The organism is Pantoea sp. RCC30.1 (assembly GCF_058148845.1).
Map to the genome: position 1 here is coordinate 1 of NZ_JBXUHX010000049.1, position 20317 is coordinate 20317.

The following is a 20317-nucleotide window of genomic DNA, read 5'->3' on the forward strand; positions in this document are numbered from 1 at the left end:
GCCTAAGCCTCTGCTGCCTGCGATCACAGAAACATTTCAGGGCATTACTTTGTATTGCAGGTCGCGAACAGTAAATCTGCGCTTTTTTATTTGTCGCCCGTCATGGAGGGTTGCGTGCGGCAGAGAATGCGTGATAATCAGCAAATTGTGCTTATTTGCAGGTAAAGACCATGGAAATCCGCGCCTTCCGCCAGGAAGATTTTGAAGAAGTGATCACCTTATGGGAACGTTGCGATTTGTTACGCCCATGGAACGATCCGGAGCTGGATATCGAACGCAAAATGAATCACGACCCCGATCTCTTTCTGGTCGCTGAAGTGGGCGGCGTGGTCGTCGGTACGCTGATGGGCGGTTACGACGGTCATCGCGGCGCGGCTTATTATCTGGCGGTGCATCCTGACTATCAGGGACGCGGCTTTGCTAATGCGCTGATGAACCGTCTGGAGAAAAAGCTGATCGCGCGGGGCTGTCCGAAACTGCATCTGATGATCCGTGAAGAGAACGATCAGGTGGTGGCGTTCTATGAGAAGCTCGATTATGAGCCGGTCGATGTGCTGCTGTTTGGTAAGCGTCTGATCGAAGATCGTGAATACTAATCCGTTGCCTGGCTATCAGCCGGATGAGTATGACGCCAGAGGGCAGCTACGGCTGCCGTTTCTTTTTTGGCTGATCCTGTTACTTCAGGCGCGGACCTGGCTGTTGCTGGTGATGGCCGGGGCATCACGGCAGCAGGGCAACGATCTGTTGGCGCTGTTCTATCCGGATCGGCAGGCGTTCTGGGTTGGCCTGGCGCTGGGTTTACCGGCGCTGGCGGGCCTGCTACTGACCGGGTATCGCACGCGCCTGCCGCGACTCTGGCAATCCTGGCGTAGCGTACTGGCGCTGTCGTTGCTGATCAACCTGCTATGGCAGGGCTGGCAGTTTGTGCAGGGCGATCTGCTCAGCTCACCGCTGCCCTTACTGCTGACGCTGTTCGACCTGCTGGCGCTGATCTGGCTGCAGTTCAATCGCCGCTGTCGCGACTGCTTTCTGCCCGAACATCATCTCAACTAAACTTTTTGTCGCTTTGCGACTCCAATCAGTTCCGCCTTTCCGGCATCGCATTTACAGGAGTTCTCATGAAAGCTGTTCGTTCCACGTTACTGATCGCCGCTGTTGTACTGAGCGGCTGTGCCAGTTCGGGTTCCGGCGCTGACAGCAGCCAGCAGGCAAGCTGGTGGAATCCGCTGACTTATCACTGGTCTTCGGCGCTGCCGTGGAACTGGTTCGGTTCCACGCTGACCGCGACTGAACAGGGTGTGGGTGGGTTAACCGCCTCGACCGCCATGAAAGAGGACGCGATTAAGGACGGACTGAACGGTGACTATACCCTGCGTCAGGGCATGCGCAGCCAGAACGGCCAGGTGATCGCCTTCTGGCAGGCGTTGAATGACGACAAGGTTAAGCTGGTGGTTTACGGGCAGTCGCAGGTCGACCGTATTGAGGTCATGGACAGCGCGATTGCCAGCACTGACGGCAGCAAAGTGGGTGATGCCTTCAGTAATAAGTTCAGCAAAGCCTTCGACAATTGCACCTTAGCCAGCGGCACCGATGCACGTGACGTGGCGTGCCGTGCGCCTGGCAGTCAGCATCTGACCTATGTCTATCATGGCGACTGGCACGGGCCGGAAGGATTGATGCCTTCTGACGATACCCTGAAAAACTGGAAAATCAGCAAGATTGTCTGGCAGCGTTAAGCCTGCCTTATCAGCGCGCTGCCGTTCTGGCGGCCGCTGATCTTCCCAAAATCGCTGCCAGCCCACGCGGCACGCGGTTCCATCTCCCCATCGGCTTTTGCTGATTTCTGCATAAACTCTGCCGCAGTCTTATGCTTTTTTCGACTTTGAAATCATCAAACGATATATAAAACCGTTACTGGTTTTCACTGAGTTATAAATAAACTGGTGCCTCAGCGGGTGAGATCCGCATCAAACTTTTTCAGGGTGCTAAATGACATTACAAGCGATGAAAAAAATCGTGAGCGGTATCGCGTTGTCGCTGAGCCTGGCCGGCGCAGCCAATGCCACTGAACTTCTTAATAGCTCTTACGATGTGTCGCGGGAGTTGTTTGTTGCCCTGAATGCTCCATTTGTTAAACAGTGGGATGCCAGCCATCCTGGCGATCCCCTGACCATCAGGATGTCGCACGCCGGTTCATCGAAACAGGCCCTGGCTATTCTGCAAGGGCTGCGCGCGGATGTGGTTACCTATAATCAGGTTACGGATGTGCAGGTGCTGCACGATAAAGGCAACCTGATTGCCGCAGACTGGAAAAGCCGTCTGCCGAACAACAGCTCACCTTTCTACTCCACCATGGCGTTTCTGGTGCGCAAAGGAAATCCAAAGCAGATTCACGACTGGTCAGATCTGACCCGCAGCGATGTGAAGCTGATTTTCCCTAACCCGAAAACGTCCGGTAATGGCCGCTACACTTATCTGGCCGCCTGGGGCGCAGCGGATAAAGCCGATGGCGGCGATCAGGCTAAAACTCAGGCCTTTATGACTCAGTTCCTGAAAAACGTGGAAGTGTTTGATACCGGCGGTCGTGGCGCGACGACGACCTTTGCTGAGCGCGGTCTGGGCGACGTACTGATTAGCTTTGAGTCGGAAGTGAATAACATCCGCAACCAGTACGGCAAAGATGAGTATGAAGTCGTGGTGCCGAAAACCAATATTCTGGCGGAGTTTCCGGTGGCGTGGGTGGATAAGAACGTCGCCACCAACAAAACCGCAGAGGCGGCCAGCGCATACCTGAACTATCTCTACACCCCTGAAGCGCAGAATATTATTACGCACTACTACTATCGCGTGAATAACCCACAGCTGATGGCAGCGCAGAAAGATCGCTTCCCGCAGACCAGCCTGTTCCGGGTGGAAGATGCCTTTGGCGGCTGGGACAAGGTGATGAAGACGCACTTTGTCAGCGGCGGTGAGCTTGATAAATTGTTAGCGGCGGGGCGCGGATAATGTTTGCAGCCAGCCAGAAACGTGTGTTGCCCGGCTTTGGTCTCAGCCTCGGCACCAGCCTGCTCTTTACCTGCCTGATTCTGCTGCTGCCGATCAGCGCGGTGATCATGCAGCTTTCGCAGATGACGCTGCAGCAGTACTGGGATGTGGTGACCAATCCGCAGCTGATTGCCGCTTATAAAGTGACGCTGCTCTCTGCCGGTGTCGCGTCTCTGTTTAATGCGGTGTTCGGCATGCTGATGGCGTGGATTCTGACCCGATATCGCTTTCCGGGCCGGGCACTGCTCGATGGTCTGATGGATCTGCCGTTTGCACTGCCAACGGCGGTAGCAGGTCTGACCCTGGCCGGACTCTTTTCGGTCAACGGCTGGTACGGACAGTGGTTCGCTCATTTCGACATCAAAATTTCCTACACATGGATTGGTATCGCCATTGCTATGGCCTTCACCAGCATTCCGTTTGTGGTGCGTACCGTGCAGCCGGTGCTGGAAGAGTTAGGCCCGGAGTATGAAGAGGCGGCCGAAACACTGGGAGCCACGCCATGGCAGAGCTTCCGCCGCGTGGTACTGCCGGAAGTGGCGCCTGCGCTGCTGGCTGGCACCGCGCTCTCGTTTACCCGCAGCCTGGGTGAGTTTGGTGCGGTGATCTTTATTGCCGGTAACATCGCCTGGAAAACCGAAGTCACCTCGCTGATGATTTTTGTCCGACTACAGGAGTTTGACTATCCGGCAGCCAGCGCCATTGCCTCGGTGATCCTGGCGGCCTCGCTGATTCTGTTATTCGCGATTAACACATTACAGAGCCGCTTTGGCCGTCGTCTGGGAGGTCACTAATGGCTGAGGTTTCACAGCTTAATCACGCGGCGCGTCAGCCTGTGAACTGGGGCAAGTGGCTGTTGATTGGTATCGGCACACTCATCTCGATTCTGCTGCTGGTGGTGCCGATGGCCTCCATCTTCTGGGAAGCGTTGAATCAGGGGCTGATTGTCGCGCTCAGCAATCTGGCTGATCCGGACATGCTGCACGCCATCTGGCTGACTGTGATGGTGGCGCTGATTACTGTTCCGGTGAACCTGGTGTTCGGCACGCTGCTCGCCTGGCTGGTGACGCGCTTTACCTTTCCAGGTCGTCAGCTGCTGCTGACCCTGTTCGATATTCCTTTTGCCGTGTCGCCAGTCGTGGCAGGTCTGATGTATCTGCTGTTCTGGGGCGTTAATGGCCCGGCGGGTGGCTGGCTGGATGCGCATAACATCCAGATTATGTTTGCCTGGCCCGGCATGGTGCTGGCGACGGTGTTTGTGACCTGTCCGTTTGTGGTGCGCGAACTGGTCCCGGTAATGCTGAGTCAGGGCAGTCACGAAGATGAAGCGGCGGTGCTGTTAGGCGCTTCCGGCTGGCAGATGTTCCGTCGAGTGACGCTGCCGAATATTCGCTGGGCGCTGCTCTATGGCATCGTCCTGACCAATGCCCGTGCGATTGGTGAATTTGGTGCGGTTTCGGTGGTATCGGGATCGATTCGCGGTGAGACTTATACGCTCCCGCTTCAGGTTGAATTATTGCATCAGGACTACAACACCGTTGGCGCGTTCACCGCAGCTGCCCTGTTAACCCTGATGGCAATCGTAACGCTGTTTCTGAAAAGCATTGTGCAGTGGCGTTTAGAGCAACAGCACAAACGCCTGCAACAGGAGGGAAATCATGAGCATTGAGATTAACAAGATCAACAAGTCCTTTGGTCGCACCTCGGTGCTGAACGATATCTCTCTGGATATTGCCTCGGGTGAAATGGTGGCACTGCTTGGTCCATCAGGCTCGGGTAAAACTACGCTGCTGCGCATTATTGCCGGGCTGGAGCATCAGAACAGCGGTCAGATCCGTTTTCATGGCAACGATGTCAGCCGCCTGCATGCGCGCGATCGTCAGGTCGGTTTTGTCTTCCAGCACTACGCGCTGTTCCGTCACATGACGGTGTTCGACAACATCGCCTTTGGCCTGACCGTGCTGCCGCGTCGTGAGCGTCCTTCAGCGGCGGAGATCAAACAGCGTGTCACCCGTCTGCTGGAGATGGTGCAGCTGGCCCATCTGGCAAATCGGTTTCCAGCACAGCTGTCGGGCGGCCAGAAACAGCGTGTGGCGCTGGCGCGTGCGTTAGCGGTTGAGCCGCAGATTCTGCTGCTGGATGAACCCTTTGGCGCGCTGGATGCTCAGGTACGTAAAGAGCTGCGCCGCTGGCTGCGTCAGCTGCATGAAGAGATTAAATTCACCAGCGTGTTTGTGACACATGACCAGGAAGAGGCGATGGAAGTCGCAGATCGCGTGGTGGTGATGAGCCAGGGCAACATCGAACAGGTCGGCACGCCAGATGATGTATGGCGTGATCCGGCGACCCGTTTTGTGCTGGAGTTCCTGGGTGAAGTTAATCGCTTTGATGGTGAAATTCAGGGATCGCAGTTCCACGTTGGCGCGCATCACTGGCCGCTGGGTTATACCTCGGCACATCAGGGCGCGGTTGAGCTGTTCCTGCGTCCGTGGGAAATCGACGTTTCACGCCGCAGCAGCCTCGAAACCCCGCTGCCGGTGCAGGTGCTGGAAGTCAGCCCGCGTGGCCACTTCTGGCAGTTGGTGGTTCAGCCTGCTGGCTGGCAGAGCGAGACATTCTCGCTGGTGTTTGAAGGTGAGCAGACGGCGCCGGTTCGCGGCGAACGCCTGTTCGTTGGCCTGCAGCAGGCGCGCCTCTATAAAGGCGATACGCCGCTGCGCGCAGTTGCCTTTGCACAGAGCGCCTGATATTTTCTCATCAACAGCGGGCGGGAGTGTGACTCCCGCCTTTTTTTCGCATCTGGTTTCAAAGATGCCAGGAACTGCACCGTGACGACTCTTGAAAATACCATCGGCAATACCCCGCTGATTAAGTTGCAGCGCCTGGCGCCTGCCAACGGCAGTGAGGTCTGGCTCAAGCTGGAAGGCAATAACCCGGCGGGCTCGGTAAAAGATCGCGCGGCCTGGTCGATGATCAATCAGGCGGAGCTGCGCGGTGATATTTCACCCGGCGATCAGCTGATTGAAGCCACCAGTGGCAACACCGGCATTGCGCTGGCGATGATCGCGGCGATGAAAGGCTATCGTCTTCGCCTGCTGATGCCGGACAACATGAGTCAGGAGAGGCAGGATGCGATGCGTGCCTACGGCGCAGAGCTGATTCTGGTGCCACGAGAGCAGGGCATGGAAGGGGCGCGCGATCTGGCGCAGGCGATGGCGGCGCGCGGTGAAGGCCGGGTGCTGGATCAGTTCAATAATCCCGATAATCCGCTGGGCCACTATCAAACCACCGGGCCGGAGTTGTGGCAGCAGTCGAACCAGCGCATGACCCATTTTGTCTCCAGCATGGGTACCACCGGCACCATTACCGGTGTGGGACGTTATTTGAAAGAGCAAAACACGGGCGTGCAGGTGATCGGTTTACAGCCAAGTGAAGGCAGCAGCATTCCGGGCATTCGCCGCTGGCCGCTGGCCTATCTGCCGGGCATCTATCGGCCTGATCTGGTCGATGATGTGATGGATATGACGCAGAAAGAAGCGGAAGAGACCATGCGGGCGCTGGCACGCCGTGAGGGCATTTTCTGTGGCGTCAGCTCAGGCGGCGCGGTGGCGGGTGCGCTGCGCATTGCGCAGGCAAATCCGGGTAGCGTGGTGGTGGCGATCGCCTGCGATCGCGGCGATCGTTATCTCTCGACCGGGCTTTATCATCAGTAACCTCTGCTGATGCGGAAATCAGGCCTGTGCGCGCGTTTGCTGCCCACAGGCCTTTTTTTAGCCAGGATTTCACGCGCCGGATAGACTGAATCTGTAAGGATCGCGTAAATCAGGCTGCGCGAATGCCCGGCAAAGGACAAAATAGCGCCAATTCTGTTGAGAGATAACCATGAAAATTTTGCTTGTTGATGATGATGTCGAATTAGGCACGATGTTAAGCCAGTATCTGATCGCGGAAGGGTTTGATGCGCAGCTGGTTTTGACCGGCAGCGCCGGGATTCAGAGTGCGTTGTCGGGAGAGTTCACCGCCATGATTCTGGACATCATGTTGCCCGACATGAGCGGCATCGATGTGTTGCGTCAGGTGCGCCAGAACAGCCGGATACCGGTGATCATGCTGACTGCTAAAGGCGATAACATCGATCGCGTAATCGGTCTGGAGATGGGCGCGGATGACTATATGCCTAAGCCCTGTTATCCCCGCGAGCTGGTGGCCCGCCTGCGCGCGGTATTGCGTCGTTTTGAAGAGCAGGTGCCGCAGCCCGATGCCAAAGAGCCGCTGCGCTGGGGGGAGCTGACGCTCAATCCCGCCACCCGCATAAGCGAATGGCAGGGCCGAACCTTCGATCTGACTGCGTCGGAATTTAATCTGCTGGATTTGCTGCTGCGCGCGCCGGACAGAGTGGTATCGAAAGATGAGCTTTCTCAAAAGGGGCTGGGTCGTCCGCGTGAAGCCTATGACCGCAGTGTCGATGTGCATATCAGCAACATCCGTCAGAAGCTCAGCGCGTTAACCGCTGACAGCATCAACATCGAAACCGTTCGCAGCATTGGTTACCGCATTCGATGAGACAGAGTTACCGTGGACGCATGTTCTGGAAGATCTTTATCGGTTTCTGGATCGTTTTTGTCATTATGAGCCAGCTTATCTGGCTCGGCTTTACGCTCTCCGGTAAACGCCATGAACCGCCTGAGCTCGTCGCTATCCGTCGTATCGTGGATCTGCAGATGACCTCCGCCGCGTCAGTGCTGGAGCGGGGCGGGCCTGATGCGCTTGATACGATGCTGTCAGGCTGGGATAACAGCGACCGGCAATTCTTCCACGTCACCCAACAGACAAAACCGTCACAATCAGAAAACAGCGGCAACCTGGATATGAGAGGGCGCTTTCCTGAAGAGGTGGTGCGCTCGGTCCGCGGTGCCGATGGTAAAACCTATCAGCTGCGCTACGACCTGGATGGCATGCGTAAAGACAGCACGCATAATATGATGCCACGCAAATTTCTGAATATTCCTGAGCCGATGTTTATCTTTGCAGGCTCGGTGGGATTGCTTTTCAGTCTGCTGCTGGCCTGGAATCTGACGCGACCTATGCGTCAGCTGCGGGAAGGATTTTCCCGCGTGGCTGAGGGCGATTTAAGCGTGCGGCTGTTTCCGATCATGCGTAAGCGGCACGACGAGATTTCAAACGTGGCAGAAGCCTTTGATGCCATGGTCGAGCGGCTCGATACGCTGGTGCGCGCCCGTGAAGAGCTGCTGCACGATATCTCACATGAGCTTCGTTCACCGCTGGCACGGCTGCAGCTGGCGACCGGGCTGGCCAGACAGACGCCAGAAAGCGTGAACAGTTCGCTTGATCGCATTGATGAAGAGGCGCGGCGGCTGGACAAGATGATCGGCGAACTGCTGACCCTGTCGCGGGCCGAGCATGAAAGTATCCCGGATGAGCAATATTTTGACCTGACCGGTTTGCTGCAGGCGGTGATCATCGATGTCCGCTATGAAGCGCAGATCCCAGGCGTGCAGGTAGAGTTTCAGGTCGGGGATCAGGCCGATTACACCGTGCGTGGCAACGCCGAGCTGATACGGCGCGGCGTCGAGAACGTGCTACGCAACGCGCTGCGCTTCTCCCTGCCAGGCCAGCGGATTGAGGTCGATTTGCGTGCAGAGCAGCAGTGGCTGGCGATTCAGGTGCGCGATCAGGGGCCCGGCGTCGATGAGGAGAAACTCTCCAGCATCTTCGATCCGTTTGTGCGGGTGAATTCGCCGCTGATGGGCAAAGGTTATGGTCTGGGACTGGCGATCGTGCGCAAAGTGGTGCTGGCACATCATGGTGAAGTCGAGGCCCGGAACCGGCCTGAAGGTGGACTTGAGCTGACGCTGCGTCTGCCACACTGGCAACCCTGAAAACGTATACTGCAGAAACGATAACGGCACCCGAAGGTGCCGTTATGTTATAAACGAATGCTTACTTTCTGATGCGAATCACCGGCGTTTCGCCGACGGTGACCTGGCCAGACAGCTTAACCAATTCCTTGATTTCATCCATGTTGGAGATGACAACCGGTGTCAGGGTTGATTTCGCTTTCTCTTCCAGCAACGGCAGATCGAACTCGATAACCACGTCGCCTTTTTTGACCTTCTGGCCTTCTTCAGCGATGCGTTTGAAGCCTTCACCTTTCAGTTCAACCGTATCGATACCGAAATGGACGAACAGCTCAATGCCGTTGTCTGATTCGATCGAAAAAGCGTGATTGGTTTCAAAAATCTTACCGATAGTGCCATCCACAGGCGCAACCATTTTGTTGCCGCTGGGTTTGATCGCAATACCGTCGCCCACGATTTTTTCTGCAAACACCACATCTGGTACGTCTTCAATGTTCACGATTTCGCCTGACAGAGGCGCTACGATGTCGATTGTCCCAGCGCTATCCGTTTTTTCGCCAAAAAGTTTAGAAAACAAACCCATGATCTTCTCCTAAGCAGTAATTTGGGGCCAGCATCATGCAGATTAGCAGAGCGTCTTTTCCTTAATGAACTTGTTAACCAGGTTCATTAACTCATCCGCAGTCGGTTGAGCCAGTGCCTGCTCTGCCAAAGCCTTCGCATCTTCAAAATTAGTATTACGAATGATTTTCTTGATGCCAGGGATAGAAATGGCACTCATGCTGAACTCGTCCAGCCCCATTCCCAGTAACAGTAGTGTAGCACGTTCATCACCTGCCAGCTCACCACACATGCCGGTCCATTTACCTTCAGCGTGAGATGCATCAATGACTTGCTTGATTAAGTTAAGCACAGACGGCGACATTGGGTTGTACAGGTGCGAGATCAAATCATTACCACGATCGACCGCCAGAGTATACTGCGTAAGATCGTTTGTCCCAATACTGAAGAAGTCGACTTCCTTCGCAAGATGATGCGCAATCACGGCTGAAGCCGGAGTTTCCACCATGATGCCGACTTCGATGCTTTCATCAAAGGCTTTACCTTCTTCACGCAACTGCGCTTTCAGCAGTTCCAGTTCCGCTTTCAGGCTGCGTACTTCTTCAACCGAAATGATCATCGGGAACATGATGCGCAGTTTACCGAAGGAGGAGGCGCGCAGGATGGCACGCAACTGTGCATGCAGAATCTCTTTGCGATCCATGGCGATACGAATCGCGCGCCAGCCGAGGAACGGGTTCTCTTCTTTCGGCAGGTTCATGTAAGGCAGGTCTTTGTCACCGCCGATGTCCATGGTACGGACGATAACGGCCTGTGAACCCATCGCTTCAGCAACGGCTTTGTACGCCTGGAACTGCTCTTCTTCGCTTGGCAGAGAGTCACGGTCCATGAACAGGAATTCGGTACGGTAGAGGCCAACACCTTCCGCACCGTTACGCTCAGCACCGGCGATATCGCGCACGGTACCGATGTTGGCGCAGACTTCAACCTGATGACCATCCAGCGTGACGGCTGGCAGATCTTTCAGCTTGGCTAATTCGTGTTTTTCCGACAGATACTGGTTCTGTACGGCTTTCAGCTCTTCCTGAATCGCCTCTGACGGATTGACGTGAATCGCGTTGTTGACGCCATCCAGGATCAGGAAATCGCCGTTTTTAACCGTGACGGTCACATTGCCGGTTCCGACAATCGCTGGAATTTCCAGTGAGCGCGCCATGATTGAGGTATGTGATGTACGGCCACCCAGATCGGTGATAAAGCCCAGCACCTTTTTCAGGTTCAGTTGCGCAGTTTCTGACGGCGTTAAATCTTTTGCCACCAGAATGGATTCGTCCGGAATAGCGCTCAGGTCAACGATGTGCAGACCGAGGATGTTTTGCAGCAGACGCTTTCCGATGTCACGGACGTCAGCCGCACGCTCTTTCAGATATTCGTCATCTAACTCTTCCAGGGCTTTCGCCTGGCCATCAATGACAGAGTAGGCAGCAGCATCGGCAGAAGCGTGATCTTTTTTGATCAGGTCGATGATTTCCTGCTCCAGCTCTTCATCTTCCAGCAACATAATGTGGCCTTCGAAGATTGCTGCTTTCTCTTCACCGAGGGTTTCACCCGCTTTGACGCGAATCGCTTCCAGTTGTAATGCCGCTTTGCTACGGCCATCGAGGAAGCGCTGTACTTCCTGCTCAACCTGGTCATCAGAAATTTTCTTACGGTTGATGACGATCTCGTCTTCTTTCAGCAGCAGTGCTTTGCCGAAAGCGATACCTGGTGATGCTAAAATGCCTGAAATCATAACGCTACCTTTTAATCACGATGGCTGATGGGACTCTATGCGGTGCCATTGTCGCGGGACACGTACTCTACGAAAGCAATAACGCGGACAGATTGTCCGCGATCAAGATGTTTGCACTCAATGGCGCAGAGGAGTCGATTGGCTGGCGAGCTGAGCGGAGATTACTCCAGTTCAGCCATCAGTTTAACCAGATGCTCAACTGCTTTCTGCTCGTCTTCACCTTCCGCGGAAAGGGTGACAACAGTTCCCTGGGTTAAACCCAGAGTCTGCAGCTTGAACAGGCTTTTCGCGCTCGCTGATTTACCGTTAGAGGTCACGGTAATTTCTGACTGGAAAGCTTTGGCTTCTTTTACGAATTGCGCAGCTGGGCGAGTATGGAGACCGTTTGGTGCAGTAATGGTAACTTCTTGCTGGAACATTCTATTTCCCCAACGTTATCAGGATGAGTGTTATGGATCTAAAGTCTAGCCTGGAGCCTTCACTTTAGCCTGTGTAGGTGCGCGGGTATAGCTTCATGCTGACCAAAGACGCGCATGCGTCAAATCTACAATCCGTTGCGTCTCAAAACCGATTCTACACGTCACCGGTTAATTATGCCGTGATTCGCCGTTTGACTGAATCCGTAAATCGATTCAGCTTGATCCACTTCAAGCGCGGATTAATTTCAGGCATCGAAATAATTGGCAGTCTGAATACCAGATCGGCGTCACTGAAATCAATCTGCCGCTTGATGAAAGTGAGATCTGCGCCACAAAAAAGCACCCATGCGGGTGCTTTTTTCTCCATTTTCAGACTATCTGCCTCTGCTACTGCAGCTCTTTTTCAGTGAAGAGATCGGCGAAGAGTGCGGTACTCAGATAGCGTTCGCCAGAGGAGGGCAGAATCACCACGATGTTTTTGTTGGCGAAGGTTTCGTCTTCCTGCAACTTCAGCGCTGCGGCTACGGCAGCACCGGATGAGATACCGGCCAGAATACCTTCTTCTTCCATCAGCCTGCGCGCCGTGCTGATCGCTTCTTCGTTGGTGATAGCTACTACGCGGTCAACCAGATTCAACTCCAGGTTGCCCGGAATAAAGCCTGCACCGATACCCTGAATTTTGTGAGGGCCGGGTTTGATCTCTTCACCGGCCAGCGCCTGAGCAATCACCGGTGAATCGGTCGGCTCAACCGCGACCGTAATCAGATCTTTCTTGCCTTTGGTGTTCTTGATGTAACGGCTCACGCCAGTCAGTGTACCGCCGGTGCCGACACCGGCAATAAAGACATCCACTTCACCATCGGTATCTTCCCAGATTTCCGGGCCGGTCGTCTTTTCGTGGATTTCCGGGTTAGCCGGGTTACTGAACTGTTGTAGCAGCACATATTTATCCGGATCGCTGGCGACAATCTCTTCCGCTTTGCCAATGGCGCCTTTCATGCCTTTGGCGCCTTCAGTCAGAACCAGCTTCGCGCCCAGCGCTTTCAGCAATTTACGACGCTCCACTGACATGGTTTCCGGCATGGTCAGCGTGAGTTTATAACCGCGCGCAGCGGCAACGTAGGCCAGGGCGATACCGGTGTTACCGCTGGTGGGTTCTACCAGTTCAATGCCTGGTTTCAAAATACCGCGTTTCTCAGCGTCCCAAATCATATTGGCACCGATACGGCATTTAACGCTGAAGCTCGGGTTACGGGATTCAACTTTCGCAAGAATGCGGCCGTTACCGATGCGGTTCAGTCGAACCAGCGGCGTATGACCAATTGTCAAAGAGTTGTCTTCATAGATCTTACTCATAGCCTGCCCTTAACTGTATGAATTATTGGGAACCCTATGAGCATACCTGTTCTGCCTGGGGGCGGAAGGAAAGAAATCGTATATCTATATGTCCCCCGGCAATAAGCCCTGCAAAAAAGTGCATAAGGCGCGCTGATAAGTCTAACGCACCTCACTGCGGGCCAGCTGTGACCGGTAGCGATCGACCCACATGGCGGTGGCGCCGCAGACGGCAACCGGCATAATCACCAGATTGAGAATCGGAATCATGGTAAACAGGCTGGTCAGTGCGCCAAACTGCATATTGGCCGTTTTGTGCCGACGCAGGGCGTTACGCATCTGCTGAAACGGCACTTTGTGGTTGTCGAAAGGATAGTCGCAATACTGGATGGATAACATCCAGGCACTGAACAGGAACCACAGGACCGGGGCAACCGTCTGACCAAATCCTGGAATAAAGTAGAGCAGCAACAGTCCCAGCGCGCGGGGCAGGTAATAGCCCAGTTTTTGCATCTCGCGCTTCATAATGCGCGGCACATCTTTAATCATTCCCGCCCAGCCGCTGTCGGGCAGAGGCTTACCGGTCAGACGGCCTTCGAGCTGTTCGGCCAGCAGGCCGCAAAAAGGGGCAGCAATCAGGTTTGCCAGCGTCGAAAAGAAGTAGCTAAACACCAGCACAATCGCAATTACCGACAGCGGCCACAACAGATAGCTCAGCCACTGCAGCCAGTCGGGAATATAGGCCATCAGGCGCGGGATCCAGTCACCAAGACGATAGAACAGCCAGACGAACGCGCCGCCCAGCATAATGATGTTGATCAGCAGTGGCATCACCAAAAAGCGGCGAATGCCAGGCAGACGGACCAGTTTCCAGCCCTGGCTAAAGTAGTGCATGCCGTTAAAATTTGAGACGGAATTCTCAAGGTCCATAAAGCCAATTCTCCTGAAGGTGTTAGGGCGCACCCACTATAACCTGGCTTTTTCTCCAGGCCAGGTGCCGTTTGGGTAAAAAAACAGCGAAAAAGCGTGGGTTGCCTATCTTATTTGTCAGAAAATACTGCACAGACTTGCACTTGTGTAGCAGGGCAAATACAGTTAGAGGATAAAGTTTGCCGCGGTGGCAAGGTATTGGAACAACAGAGAATACAATGATGCAGGATTTGCGTCTGATATTAATCGTTGTTGGCGCGATCGCCATTATAGCGCTCCTTCTTCACGGGCTGTGGACCAGCCGTAAAGAGCGTTCGTCAGTGTTCCGCGATCGCCCGCACAAACGTCTAAAACAACGTGATGAACATGATGAGCAGGATCTGATCGACGACGAAGATGACGGCGTCGGCGAGGTTCGTGTTCGTTCTGAGCGCAACGTCCATCAGGAACCGCGTTTCGATGAGATCCGCGAGCCACAGCCAGAAGCGCAGCGTAAGCAAGCGCCTGTTGAGCCTGTGCGTCAGCCTGCGCCACGACCCGCACCGCAGCCCGAAACTGAAAGCGATCCGCTTTTCAACACGGCACCGAAGTCTGCTCCGCAGCCGCGCCCTGAACCGGCTCGTCAGCAGCCCGCTCCGACATTCGTTGCGCCACCCGTTCAGGCCGACCCGCTGCTGGATCTCGATCCACTGGAATCTGTACAGCCCGCACCGCAGTACCAGGCCGAACCTGAGCCGCAGCCTGAAGTTACATCGGCTCCTGCGCCAGAACAGTCTGCTGCTAAAGCGCCAGCGGAAAAACCGAAAGAAGCGGTATTGGTGTTACATGTTGCCGCACATTCGGGCGGTGAGCTGAACGGTGAGGCATTGTTGCAGGGTATTCTGCAGGCGGGCTTCCAGTTTGGTGAAATGAATATTTTCCATCGTCATCTCAGTCCGGCTGGCAGCGGCCCGGTTCTGTTCAGTCTGGCGAATATGGTTAAGCCGGGCTCGTTCAACCCTGACCTGATGACTGATTTCAGCACGCCTGGCATCTCTATCTTTATGATGGTGCCTTCGTATGGCGATGCGAATCAGAACTTCAAACTGATGCTGCAGTCAGCACAGCGTATCGCTGATGATGTTGGCGGTGTGGTGCTGGATGATGAGCGTCGCATGATGACGCCACAGAAGCTGGAAACATACAAAGCGCGTATCCGCGATGTGGTTGGCGTCTGAGACCTGCGCTAACCGCTATCTGAATTGTTAAAACAAACCCCCGCCTGTCGGGGGTTTTTTATCTGATGGGGCTTTATGAAATCCGTCCAGGATCACATCACCGAACTGCGCACCACGTTGCGCCATCATGAATATCTCTATCACGTAATGGATGCGCCGGAAGTGCCGGATGCTGAATACGATCGCCTGATGCGTGAACTGCGCCAGCTGGAAGAGGAACATCCCGATCTCATTACTCCGGACTCGCCTACCCAACGCGTGGGTGCTGCGCCGCTGACGGTGTTTGAGCAGGTGCGCCATGAAGTCCCGATGCTGTCGCTGGATAACGCTTTTGATGAAGCCACGTTTATGGCCTTTAACAAGCGGGTGCAGGATCGGCTGAAAAGCAGTGACGACATTACCTACTGCTGTGAACTCAAGCTCGATGGCGCCGCGGTCAGCCTGATGTATGAAAATGGCCTGCTTGTCCGGGCAGCGACGCGAGGTGACGGCACCACTGGCGAGAACATTACCGCCAATGTCCGCACCATTCGCGCTATCCCGCTGCGGCTTAAAGGCGACAACATTCCGGCACGGCTGGAAGTGCGTGGCGAAATATTTATGACGCAGCGCGGCTTCGAAAAGCTGAATGAGGAAGCGCGACGCACTGACGGCAAAGTCTTTGCTAACCCGCGTAACGCAGCGGCAGGCTCTCTGCGTCAGCTTGATCCGCGCATTACCGCCAAACGTCCGCTGACCTTCTTCTGTTACGGTTTTGGCCTGCTGGAAGGCGGTGAGATGCCGCACAGTCACATGGGACGTCTGCAACAGTTTAAAGCCTGGGGCTTACCGGTCAGTGACCGTATTAAGCTGGTGCACAACGCAGAAGAAGCCCTGGCCTTCTATCGTGATATTGAGCAACAGCGTCCGAATCTGGGTTTTGATATTGATGGCGTCGTGATCAAAGTTGATTCACAGGAACTGCAGGAAAAGCTGGGCTTTGTGGCGCGCGCGCCGCGCTGGGCGATTGCCTTTAAATTCCCGGCACAGGAACAACTGACCTGGGTGCGGGACGTCGAATTCCAGGTTGGCCGCACCGGGGCTATCACACCGGTGGCTCGCCTTGAGCCGGTGCAGGTTGCAGGCGTTATCGTCAGCAATGCCACACTGCATAATGCGGATGAAATCGAGCGGCTGGGATTACGCATTGGGGATCGGGTGGTCATTCGCCGCGCCGGTGATGTGATCCCGCAGGTGGTCAATGTGGTGATCGCTGAGCGCCCTGAAGAGACGCGCGAAGTGGTCTTCCCTGCCCATTGTCCGGTCTGCGGTTCCGAGGTTGAACGGGTCGAAGGGGAATCGGTCACGCGCTGCACCGGCGGTCTAATCTGTGGCGCACAACGCAAAGAGGCACTGAAGCATTTTGTCTCGCGTCGGGCGCTGGATGTCGATGGCATGGGCGATAAAATTATCGACCAGCTGGTGGAGAAAGAGTACGTCAATACACCCGCTGACCTGTTCCGTCTCACGGCGGGCAAGCTGACCGGGCTGGATCGCATGGGGCCGAAGTCAGCGCAAAACGTCGTCGATGCACTGGAGAAAGCGAAGTCAACCACGCTGGCGCGTTTCCTCTATGCGCTGGGTATCCGCGAAGTGGGTGAAGCTACCGCCGCCAATCTGGCAAACCATTTTGGTGAACTGCAAAAAGTGATGGATGCCGATCTTGAGGCGCTGATTGCGGTGCCGGATGTCGGTAAAGTCGTCGCCGCACACGTGCGCAACTTCATGGAAGAGGAGAGCAACCGTGAGGTTATCCGTCAGCTGACAGACGACATCGGTATTCACTGGCCGCAGGTGGTGGTGGTGAAAGCCGAAGAGATCGACAGTCCGTTCGCCGGAAAAACCGTGGTGCTGACCGGCTCGCTGTCGCAGATGAACCGCGATGATGCCAAAGCGCAGCTAGTCGCGCTGGGTGCGAAAGTCAGCGGCAGCGTATCAAAGAAAACCGATCTGCTGATTGCCGGTGAAGCGGCCGGTTCTAAGCTGGCAAAAGCACAGGAACTGGGTATAGAAGTGATTGATGAAGCGGAAATGATCCGTCTGCTGGGTGCCTGAAATGGATGAACATCAGCTGGTGGCGATAGCCAATACGCCTATGCCGTTTGGCAAATATAAAGGACGGATGCTGATCGATCTGCCTGAGCCTTACCTGCTGTGGTTTGCCCGCAGTGGCGACTTCCCGTCTGGTCTGCTGGGGGATTTGATGCAGCTAACCCTGACGATAAAAATAGAAGGTCTGGAGGGATTAGTTAAACCGCTCCAGACCCGCAAGTAAAAGTGCCCGCGCAGGCGGGCAACTCATTTACTTCTGTGACTCCATCACCGAATCTTTAACCTTCAGAACCTGCTGTTTTTCATTGGTCTTCTTGTAGCGCCCGGCAATAAACGAGCAGACCATCAGCTGAACCTGATGGAAAATCATCAGCGGCAGCACAATGATCCCCACGGTACTGGCCGGGAACAGAATGTTTGCCATCGGTACCCCATTTGCCAGACTCTTCTTCGAACCACAAAACAGCACCACAATCTCATCGGCGCGTTTAAAGCGGAACAGACGTGAGGCCAGCAGGTTGATAATCAATACGGCGGTCAGCAGGATAATAGATCCCGCCACAATCCACAGCAGCGTGATCAGGCCAACGCGATGCCAGATGCCGTTCACCACGGCTTCACTGAAGGCGGAATAGACCACCAGCAGAATCGAGGTCTGGTCAGTTTTGCCAATCAGGCTGCGATGCTTCTCAATCCAGCCACCGATCCAGCGACGTGACAGGTGACCCAAAATGAAAGGCACCATCAGTTGCAGCATAATCTTACCAATCTGCTCCAGACCATCACTCGGCGCACTGCTGTGAATATCCATCACCAGGTTCACCAGCAACGGCGAAATAAACACACCCAGCAGGCTCGATGCCGAGGCGCTGCACACCGCTGCTGCGACGTTACCGCCCGCCATTGAGGTAAACGCGATGGCGGACTGAACGGTAGCAGGCAGGATACAGAGGTAAATAAAGCCGGTATAAATTTCCGGGCCGACATCGACCGGATGCCACCAGACCAGCAGCAGACCCAGCGCAGGAAACAGCACGAAGGTGCTGAACATAATCCACAGATGTAGTTGCCAGTGACTGCTGCCTGCGATGATCTTTTCACGCGAGAGTTTGGCACCGTGCATAAAGAACAACAGCGCTATCGCTGCTGTCGCGAGGTAGCTGAAGATATCGACGTAGATCCCTTTCGCTGGCAGGAAAGAGGCCAGCAGCACGGTGATGATGAGTTTAACCATCATCGGATCGAGTTTTAAAAAGCCCATTGTTAAAATCCGGTAAATTTTTCAATAGCGCGATTGTGCGACAAGTAGTTTTAGAAATAAAATTGATTTATTGAATTAATCTATGAGCGAAATCGATGAATTACACTCTGCGTCAGCTTCGTACCTTCATTGCAGTGGCCCACTATGGTGGTTTCAGTCAGGCGGGGCAGGCGATAGGGTTGAGTCAGTCCGCGGTCAGCCACAGTATAAAAGAGCTGGAGGCGGAAACCGGCGTGCGATTGCTGGATCGCACCACGCGTGAGGTGATGCTGACCGAGGCAGGCAAACAGCTGGCATCACGCATGGAGCGCCTGCTGGAGGAGATTCATACCACGTTGCTGGATATCCGCAGTTTCGGTGAGCAGCGAAGTGGCACCGTCAGAGTAGCCGCCAGCCAGACCATTTCCGCGCATCTGATGCCGCAATGTCTGGCCGCCAGTCAGCACCATTATCCCGATATCAAAGTGATACTGCACGATCGCGCCCAGCAGTGGGTGCTGCAAAGTGTGCGTAACGCCGAGGTCGACTTCGGGATAGTGATTGGGCCGCTCAGCGACAGCGATTTCGACAGTATCGCGATTCTGGATGAGCCTTTCCTGCTGTTATGCCGCGATGATGATTCGCTGGCAAAGGTGGAAAAGGCAGACTGGTCGATGCTGGATGGTCGCACCATGGTATTGCAGGATTACGCGTCAGGCAGTCGGGTACTGATTGATGCGGCAATGCAGCAGCAGAATATAAGGGCTGAAGTGGTGCAGGAGATTGGTCATCCGGCCACGCTGTTTCCGATGGTACAGGTAGGGATTGGCATCAGTATTTTGCCCGCGCTGGCCTTACCGCTACCGGCGGACCGCGCCCTCACGGTGCGGCGTCTCTATCCGGAAATCAATCGCAGCCTGACACTGATCAAACGCAAAAACCGCTCGCTGACACCTGCTGCCGAAGCGATCTGGCAGGAGGTACGCCAGCAGGCAACGCTGCTGGCGCAACAACGCGAAGACAGGCCCGCGTTTTAGATATAGACGTCAACTTTGTTGGTGTCGGTAGGGCGGTTAATGCCGTCCGCTTTGTTCTCACTGACAGGCGTGCTGTCAGTTTTTGGCTGATCCTGCTCGGCCTGTTTCTGTTCCAGCTGAGCAATCTGAGCCTGCAGCATGGTGAGCTGTGACTGATACATCTGCTGCATTTCAGCTTTCTGGTCGTCAGTCAGTTCTTTGTGGTCGGCCAGTTCTTTTACTTGCGTTAAGACATTTTGAATCTGTTTATTCAGCGCTGCGACCTGCGAGGCCACACTGCCGCCGCTATCACCGCCACTGACCGCACTGCTTAAAACTCCGGAAATTGAAGACATCATTTTCTCCCTGTAAGTCATCACATACGTTATCGGCACGCTGCGAAAGGACTTGAGAGCGGGAAGGGTTAAGGTTGCGAAAAGACAGGAGACGTTAAATCTGCGCGCAGAAATAAACCAGGTACCAAAAAAGCTTCCAGGCAGCTAATACTTTCAAAGCGATGGGAGCACTGGCCTGTAGCAAAGCATCGCGGGACAGGGATGTCCCGCGATGAGCCTGCCATGGATGGCGATTTTGCGGAAGGCCTGTGCTCCCTGAGCCAGCATGCTTTTTAAAACCTGAAGTTACAGGTAAGAGTGGGAGCCAACCTGGAGTTACAGCAGAAACGAAAAAAGCGCCTTAAAGGCGCTTTATTCTGAATTGGTGGGTCGTGCAGGATTCGAACCTGCGACCAATTGATTAAAAGTCAACTGCTCTACCAACTGAGCTAACGAC

General features: G+C 54.8%; 22 protein-coding genes. 14 read left to right on the forward strand and 8 right to left on the reverse strand.

Annotation, left to right across the window (positions count from 1 at the left end; genetic code table 11):
* The first annotated feature begins 170 nt into the window (after positions 1-170).
* From AC2LB6_RS23300 to AC2LB6_RS23345, 10 genes are all read left to right on the forward strand, one after another.
* The gene (locus AC2LB6_RS23300) at positions 171-596 is read left to right on the forward strand and encodes a GNAT family acetyltransferase (protein ID WP_090958860.1); all 426 of its coding nucleotides are present in this window, start codon (positions 171-173) and stop codon (positions 594-596) included.
* On the forward strand, positions 586-1053 hold the full coding sequence (locus tag AC2LB6_RS23305; RefSeq protein WP_490095288.1) for a DUF2919 family protein: 468 nt from the start codon (positions 586-588) through the stop codon (positions 1051-1053). The genes AC2LB6_RS23300 and AC2LB6_RS23305 overlap by 11 nt, the downstream gene beginning before the upstream one ends.
* 65 nt (positions 1054-1118) lie before the next feature.
* Entirely contained in the window at positions 1119-1736 is a 618-nt protein-coding gene (locus tag AC2LB6_RS23310; protein ID WP_490095289.1) for an RpoE-regulated lipoprotein, read from the forward strand.
* A 253-nt stretch (positions 1737-1989) separates the two neighbouring features.
* Entirely contained in the window at positions 1990-3006 is a 1017-nt protein-coding gene (locus AC2LB6_RS23315; RefSeq protein ID WP_490095290.1) for a sulfate ABC transporter substrate-binding protein, read from the forward strand.
* The gene (gene cysT / locus AC2LB6_RS23320) at positions 3006-3839 is read left to right on the forward strand and encodes a sulfate/thiosulfate ABC transporter permease CysT (protein ID WP_090958872.1); all 834 of its coding nucleotides are present in this window, start codon (positions 3006-3008) and stop codon (positions 3837-3839) included. Before AC2LB6_RS23315 ends, cysT begins: the two co-directional genes overlap by 1 nt.
* Positions 3839-4714: a sulfate/thiosulfate ABC transporter permease CysW gene (gene cysW / locus AC2LB6_RS23325; RefSeq protein WP_090958875.1), complete on the forward strand. Its 876-nt coding sequence runs from the start codon at positions 3839-3841 to the stop codon at positions 4712-4714. The genes cysT and cysW overlap by 1 nt, the downstream gene beginning before the upstream one ends.
* On the forward strand, positions 4704-5792 hold the full coding sequence (gene cysA / locus AC2LB6_RS23330; protein ID WP_490095291.1) for a sulfate/thiosulfate ABC transporter ATP-binding protein CysA: 1089 nt from the start codon (positions 4704-4706) through the stop codon (positions 5790-5792). The genes cysW and cysA overlap by 11 nt, the downstream gene beginning before the upstream one ends.
* Before the next feature lie 81 nt (positions 5793-5873).
* Positions 5874-6758 (forward strand): cysteine synthase CysM, encoded by an 885-nt coding sequence (gene cysM, locus AC2LB6_RS23335; RefSeq protein WP_490095292.1) that lies wholly within the window; start codon positions 5874-5876, stop codon positions 6756-6758.
* A 169-nt stretch (positions 6759-6927) separates the two neighbouring features.
* Positions 6928-7608 carry a response regulator transcription factor gene (locus AC2LB6_RS23340; protein ID WP_490095293.1) on the forward strand — a complete coding sequence of 227 codons (681 nt, stop codon included), beginning with the start codon at positions 6928-6930 and terminating at the stop codon, positions 7606-7608.
* Complete coding sequence (locus AC2LB6_RS23345; RefSeq protein ID WP_490095294.1) at positions 7605-8945, forward strand: ATP-binding protein; 1341 nt, start codon at positions 7605-7607, stop codon at positions 8943-8945. Before AC2LB6_RS23340 ends, AC2LB6_RS23345 begins: the two co-directional genes overlap by 4 nt.
* Before the next feature lie 61 nt (positions 8946-9006).
* On the opposite strand, the gene crr is transcribed toward AC2LB6_RS23345, so the two are convergent.
* The 6 genes from crr to cysZ form a co-directional block, all read right to left on the reverse strand.
* Positions 9007-9507 (reverse strand): PTS glucose transporter subunit IIA, encoded by a 501-nt coding sequence (gene crr / locus AC2LB6_RS23350; RefSeq protein WP_090958889.1) that lies wholly within the window; start codon positions 9505-9507, stop codon positions 9007-9009.
* Positions 9508-9549: 42 nt separating this feature from the next.
* The gene (gene ptsI / locus AC2LB6_RS23355; protein ID WP_090958892.1) at positions 9550-11277 is read right to left on the reverse strand and encodes a phosphoenolpyruvate-protein phosphotransferase PtsI; all 1728 of its coding nucleotides are present in this window, start codon (positions 11275-11277) and stop codon (positions 9550-9552) included.
* 161 nt (positions 11278-11438) lie between these two features.
* The gene (gene ptsH / locus AC2LB6_RS23360) at positions 11439-11696 is read right to left on the reverse strand and encodes a phosphocarrier protein Hpr (protein WP_003848868.1); all 258 of its coding nucleotides are present in this window, start codon (positions 11694-11696) and stop codon (positions 11439-11441) included.
* A 172-nt stretch (positions 11697-11868) separates the two neighbouring features.
* Entirely contained in the window at positions 11869-12063 is a 195-nt protein-coding gene (locus tag AC2LB6_RS23365) for a hypothetical protein (RefSeq protein ID WP_490095295.1), read from the reverse strand.
* Positions 12064-12083: 20 nt separating this feature from the next.
* Positions 12084-13052, reverse strand: a complete 969-nt coding sequence (gene cysK, locus AC2LB6_RS23370; RefSeq protein ID WP_490095296.1) for a cysteine synthase A — start codon at positions 13050-13052, stop codon at positions 12084-12086.
* Positions 13053-13193: 141 nt separating this feature from the next.
* Positions 13194-13961 (reverse strand): sulfate transporter CysZ, encoded by a 768-nt coding sequence (gene cysZ / locus AC2LB6_RS23375; RefSeq protein ID WP_490095297.1) that lies wholly within the window; start codon positions 13959-13961, stop codon positions 13194-13196.
* Positions 13962-14179: 218 nt separating this feature from the next.
* On the opposite strand from cysZ, the gene zipA reads away from it, so the two are divergent.
* The 3 genes from zipA to AC2LB6_RS23390 all read left to right on the forward strand — a co-directional run bounded on the left by zipA (position 14180) and on the right by AC2LB6_RS23390 (position 17492).
* On the forward strand, positions 14180-15178 hold the full coding sequence (gene zipA, locus AC2LB6_RS23380) for a cell division protein ZipA (protein ID WP_490095298.1): 999 nt from the start codon (positions 14180-14182) through the stop codon (positions 15176-15178).
* A 75-nt stretch (positions 15179-15253) separates the two neighbouring features.
* Complete coding sequence (ligA, locus tag AC2LB6_RS23385) at positions 15254-17272, forward strand: NAD-dependent DNA ligase LigA (RefSeq protein WP_490095299.1); 2019 nt, start codon at positions 15254-15256, stop codon at positions 17270-17272.
* 1 nt (position 17273) lies between these two features.
* Positions 17274-17492: a DUF3820 family protein gene (locus AC2LB6_RS23390; RefSeq protein ID WP_003848878.1), complete on the forward strand. Its 219-nt coding sequence runs from the start codon at positions 17274-17276 to the stop codon at positions 17490-17492.
* Positions 17493-17519: 27 nt separating this feature from the next.
* Here the strand turns inward: AC2LB6_RS23390 and AC2LB6_RS23395 are convergent, their stop codons facing one another.
* Entirely contained in the window at positions 17520-18530 is a 1011-nt protein-coding gene (locus AC2LB6_RS23395; RefSeq protein ID WP_434152275.1) for a bile acid:sodium symporter family protein, read from the reverse strand.
* Positions 18531-18625: 95 nt separating this feature from the next.
* On the opposite strand from AC2LB6_RS23395, the gene AC2LB6_RS23400 reads away from it, so the two are divergent.
* Positions 18626-19546: a LysR family transcriptional regulator gene (locus AC2LB6_RS23400; protein ID WP_490095300.1), complete on the forward strand. Its 921-nt coding sequence runs from the start codon at positions 18626-18628 to the stop codon at positions 19544-19546.
* Here AC2LB6_RS23400 and AC2LB6_RS23405 read toward each other — a convergent pair.
* Positions 19543-19881: a FlxA-like family protein gene (locus AC2LB6_RS23405; RefSeq protein WP_490095301.1), complete on the reverse strand. Its 339-nt coding sequence runs from the start codon at positions 19879-19881 to the stop codon at positions 19543-19545. The two genes, AC2LB6_RS23400 and AC2LB6_RS23405, sit on opposite strands and share 4 nt — an antisense overlap.
* Positions 19882-20317 lie beyond the last annotated feature (436 nt).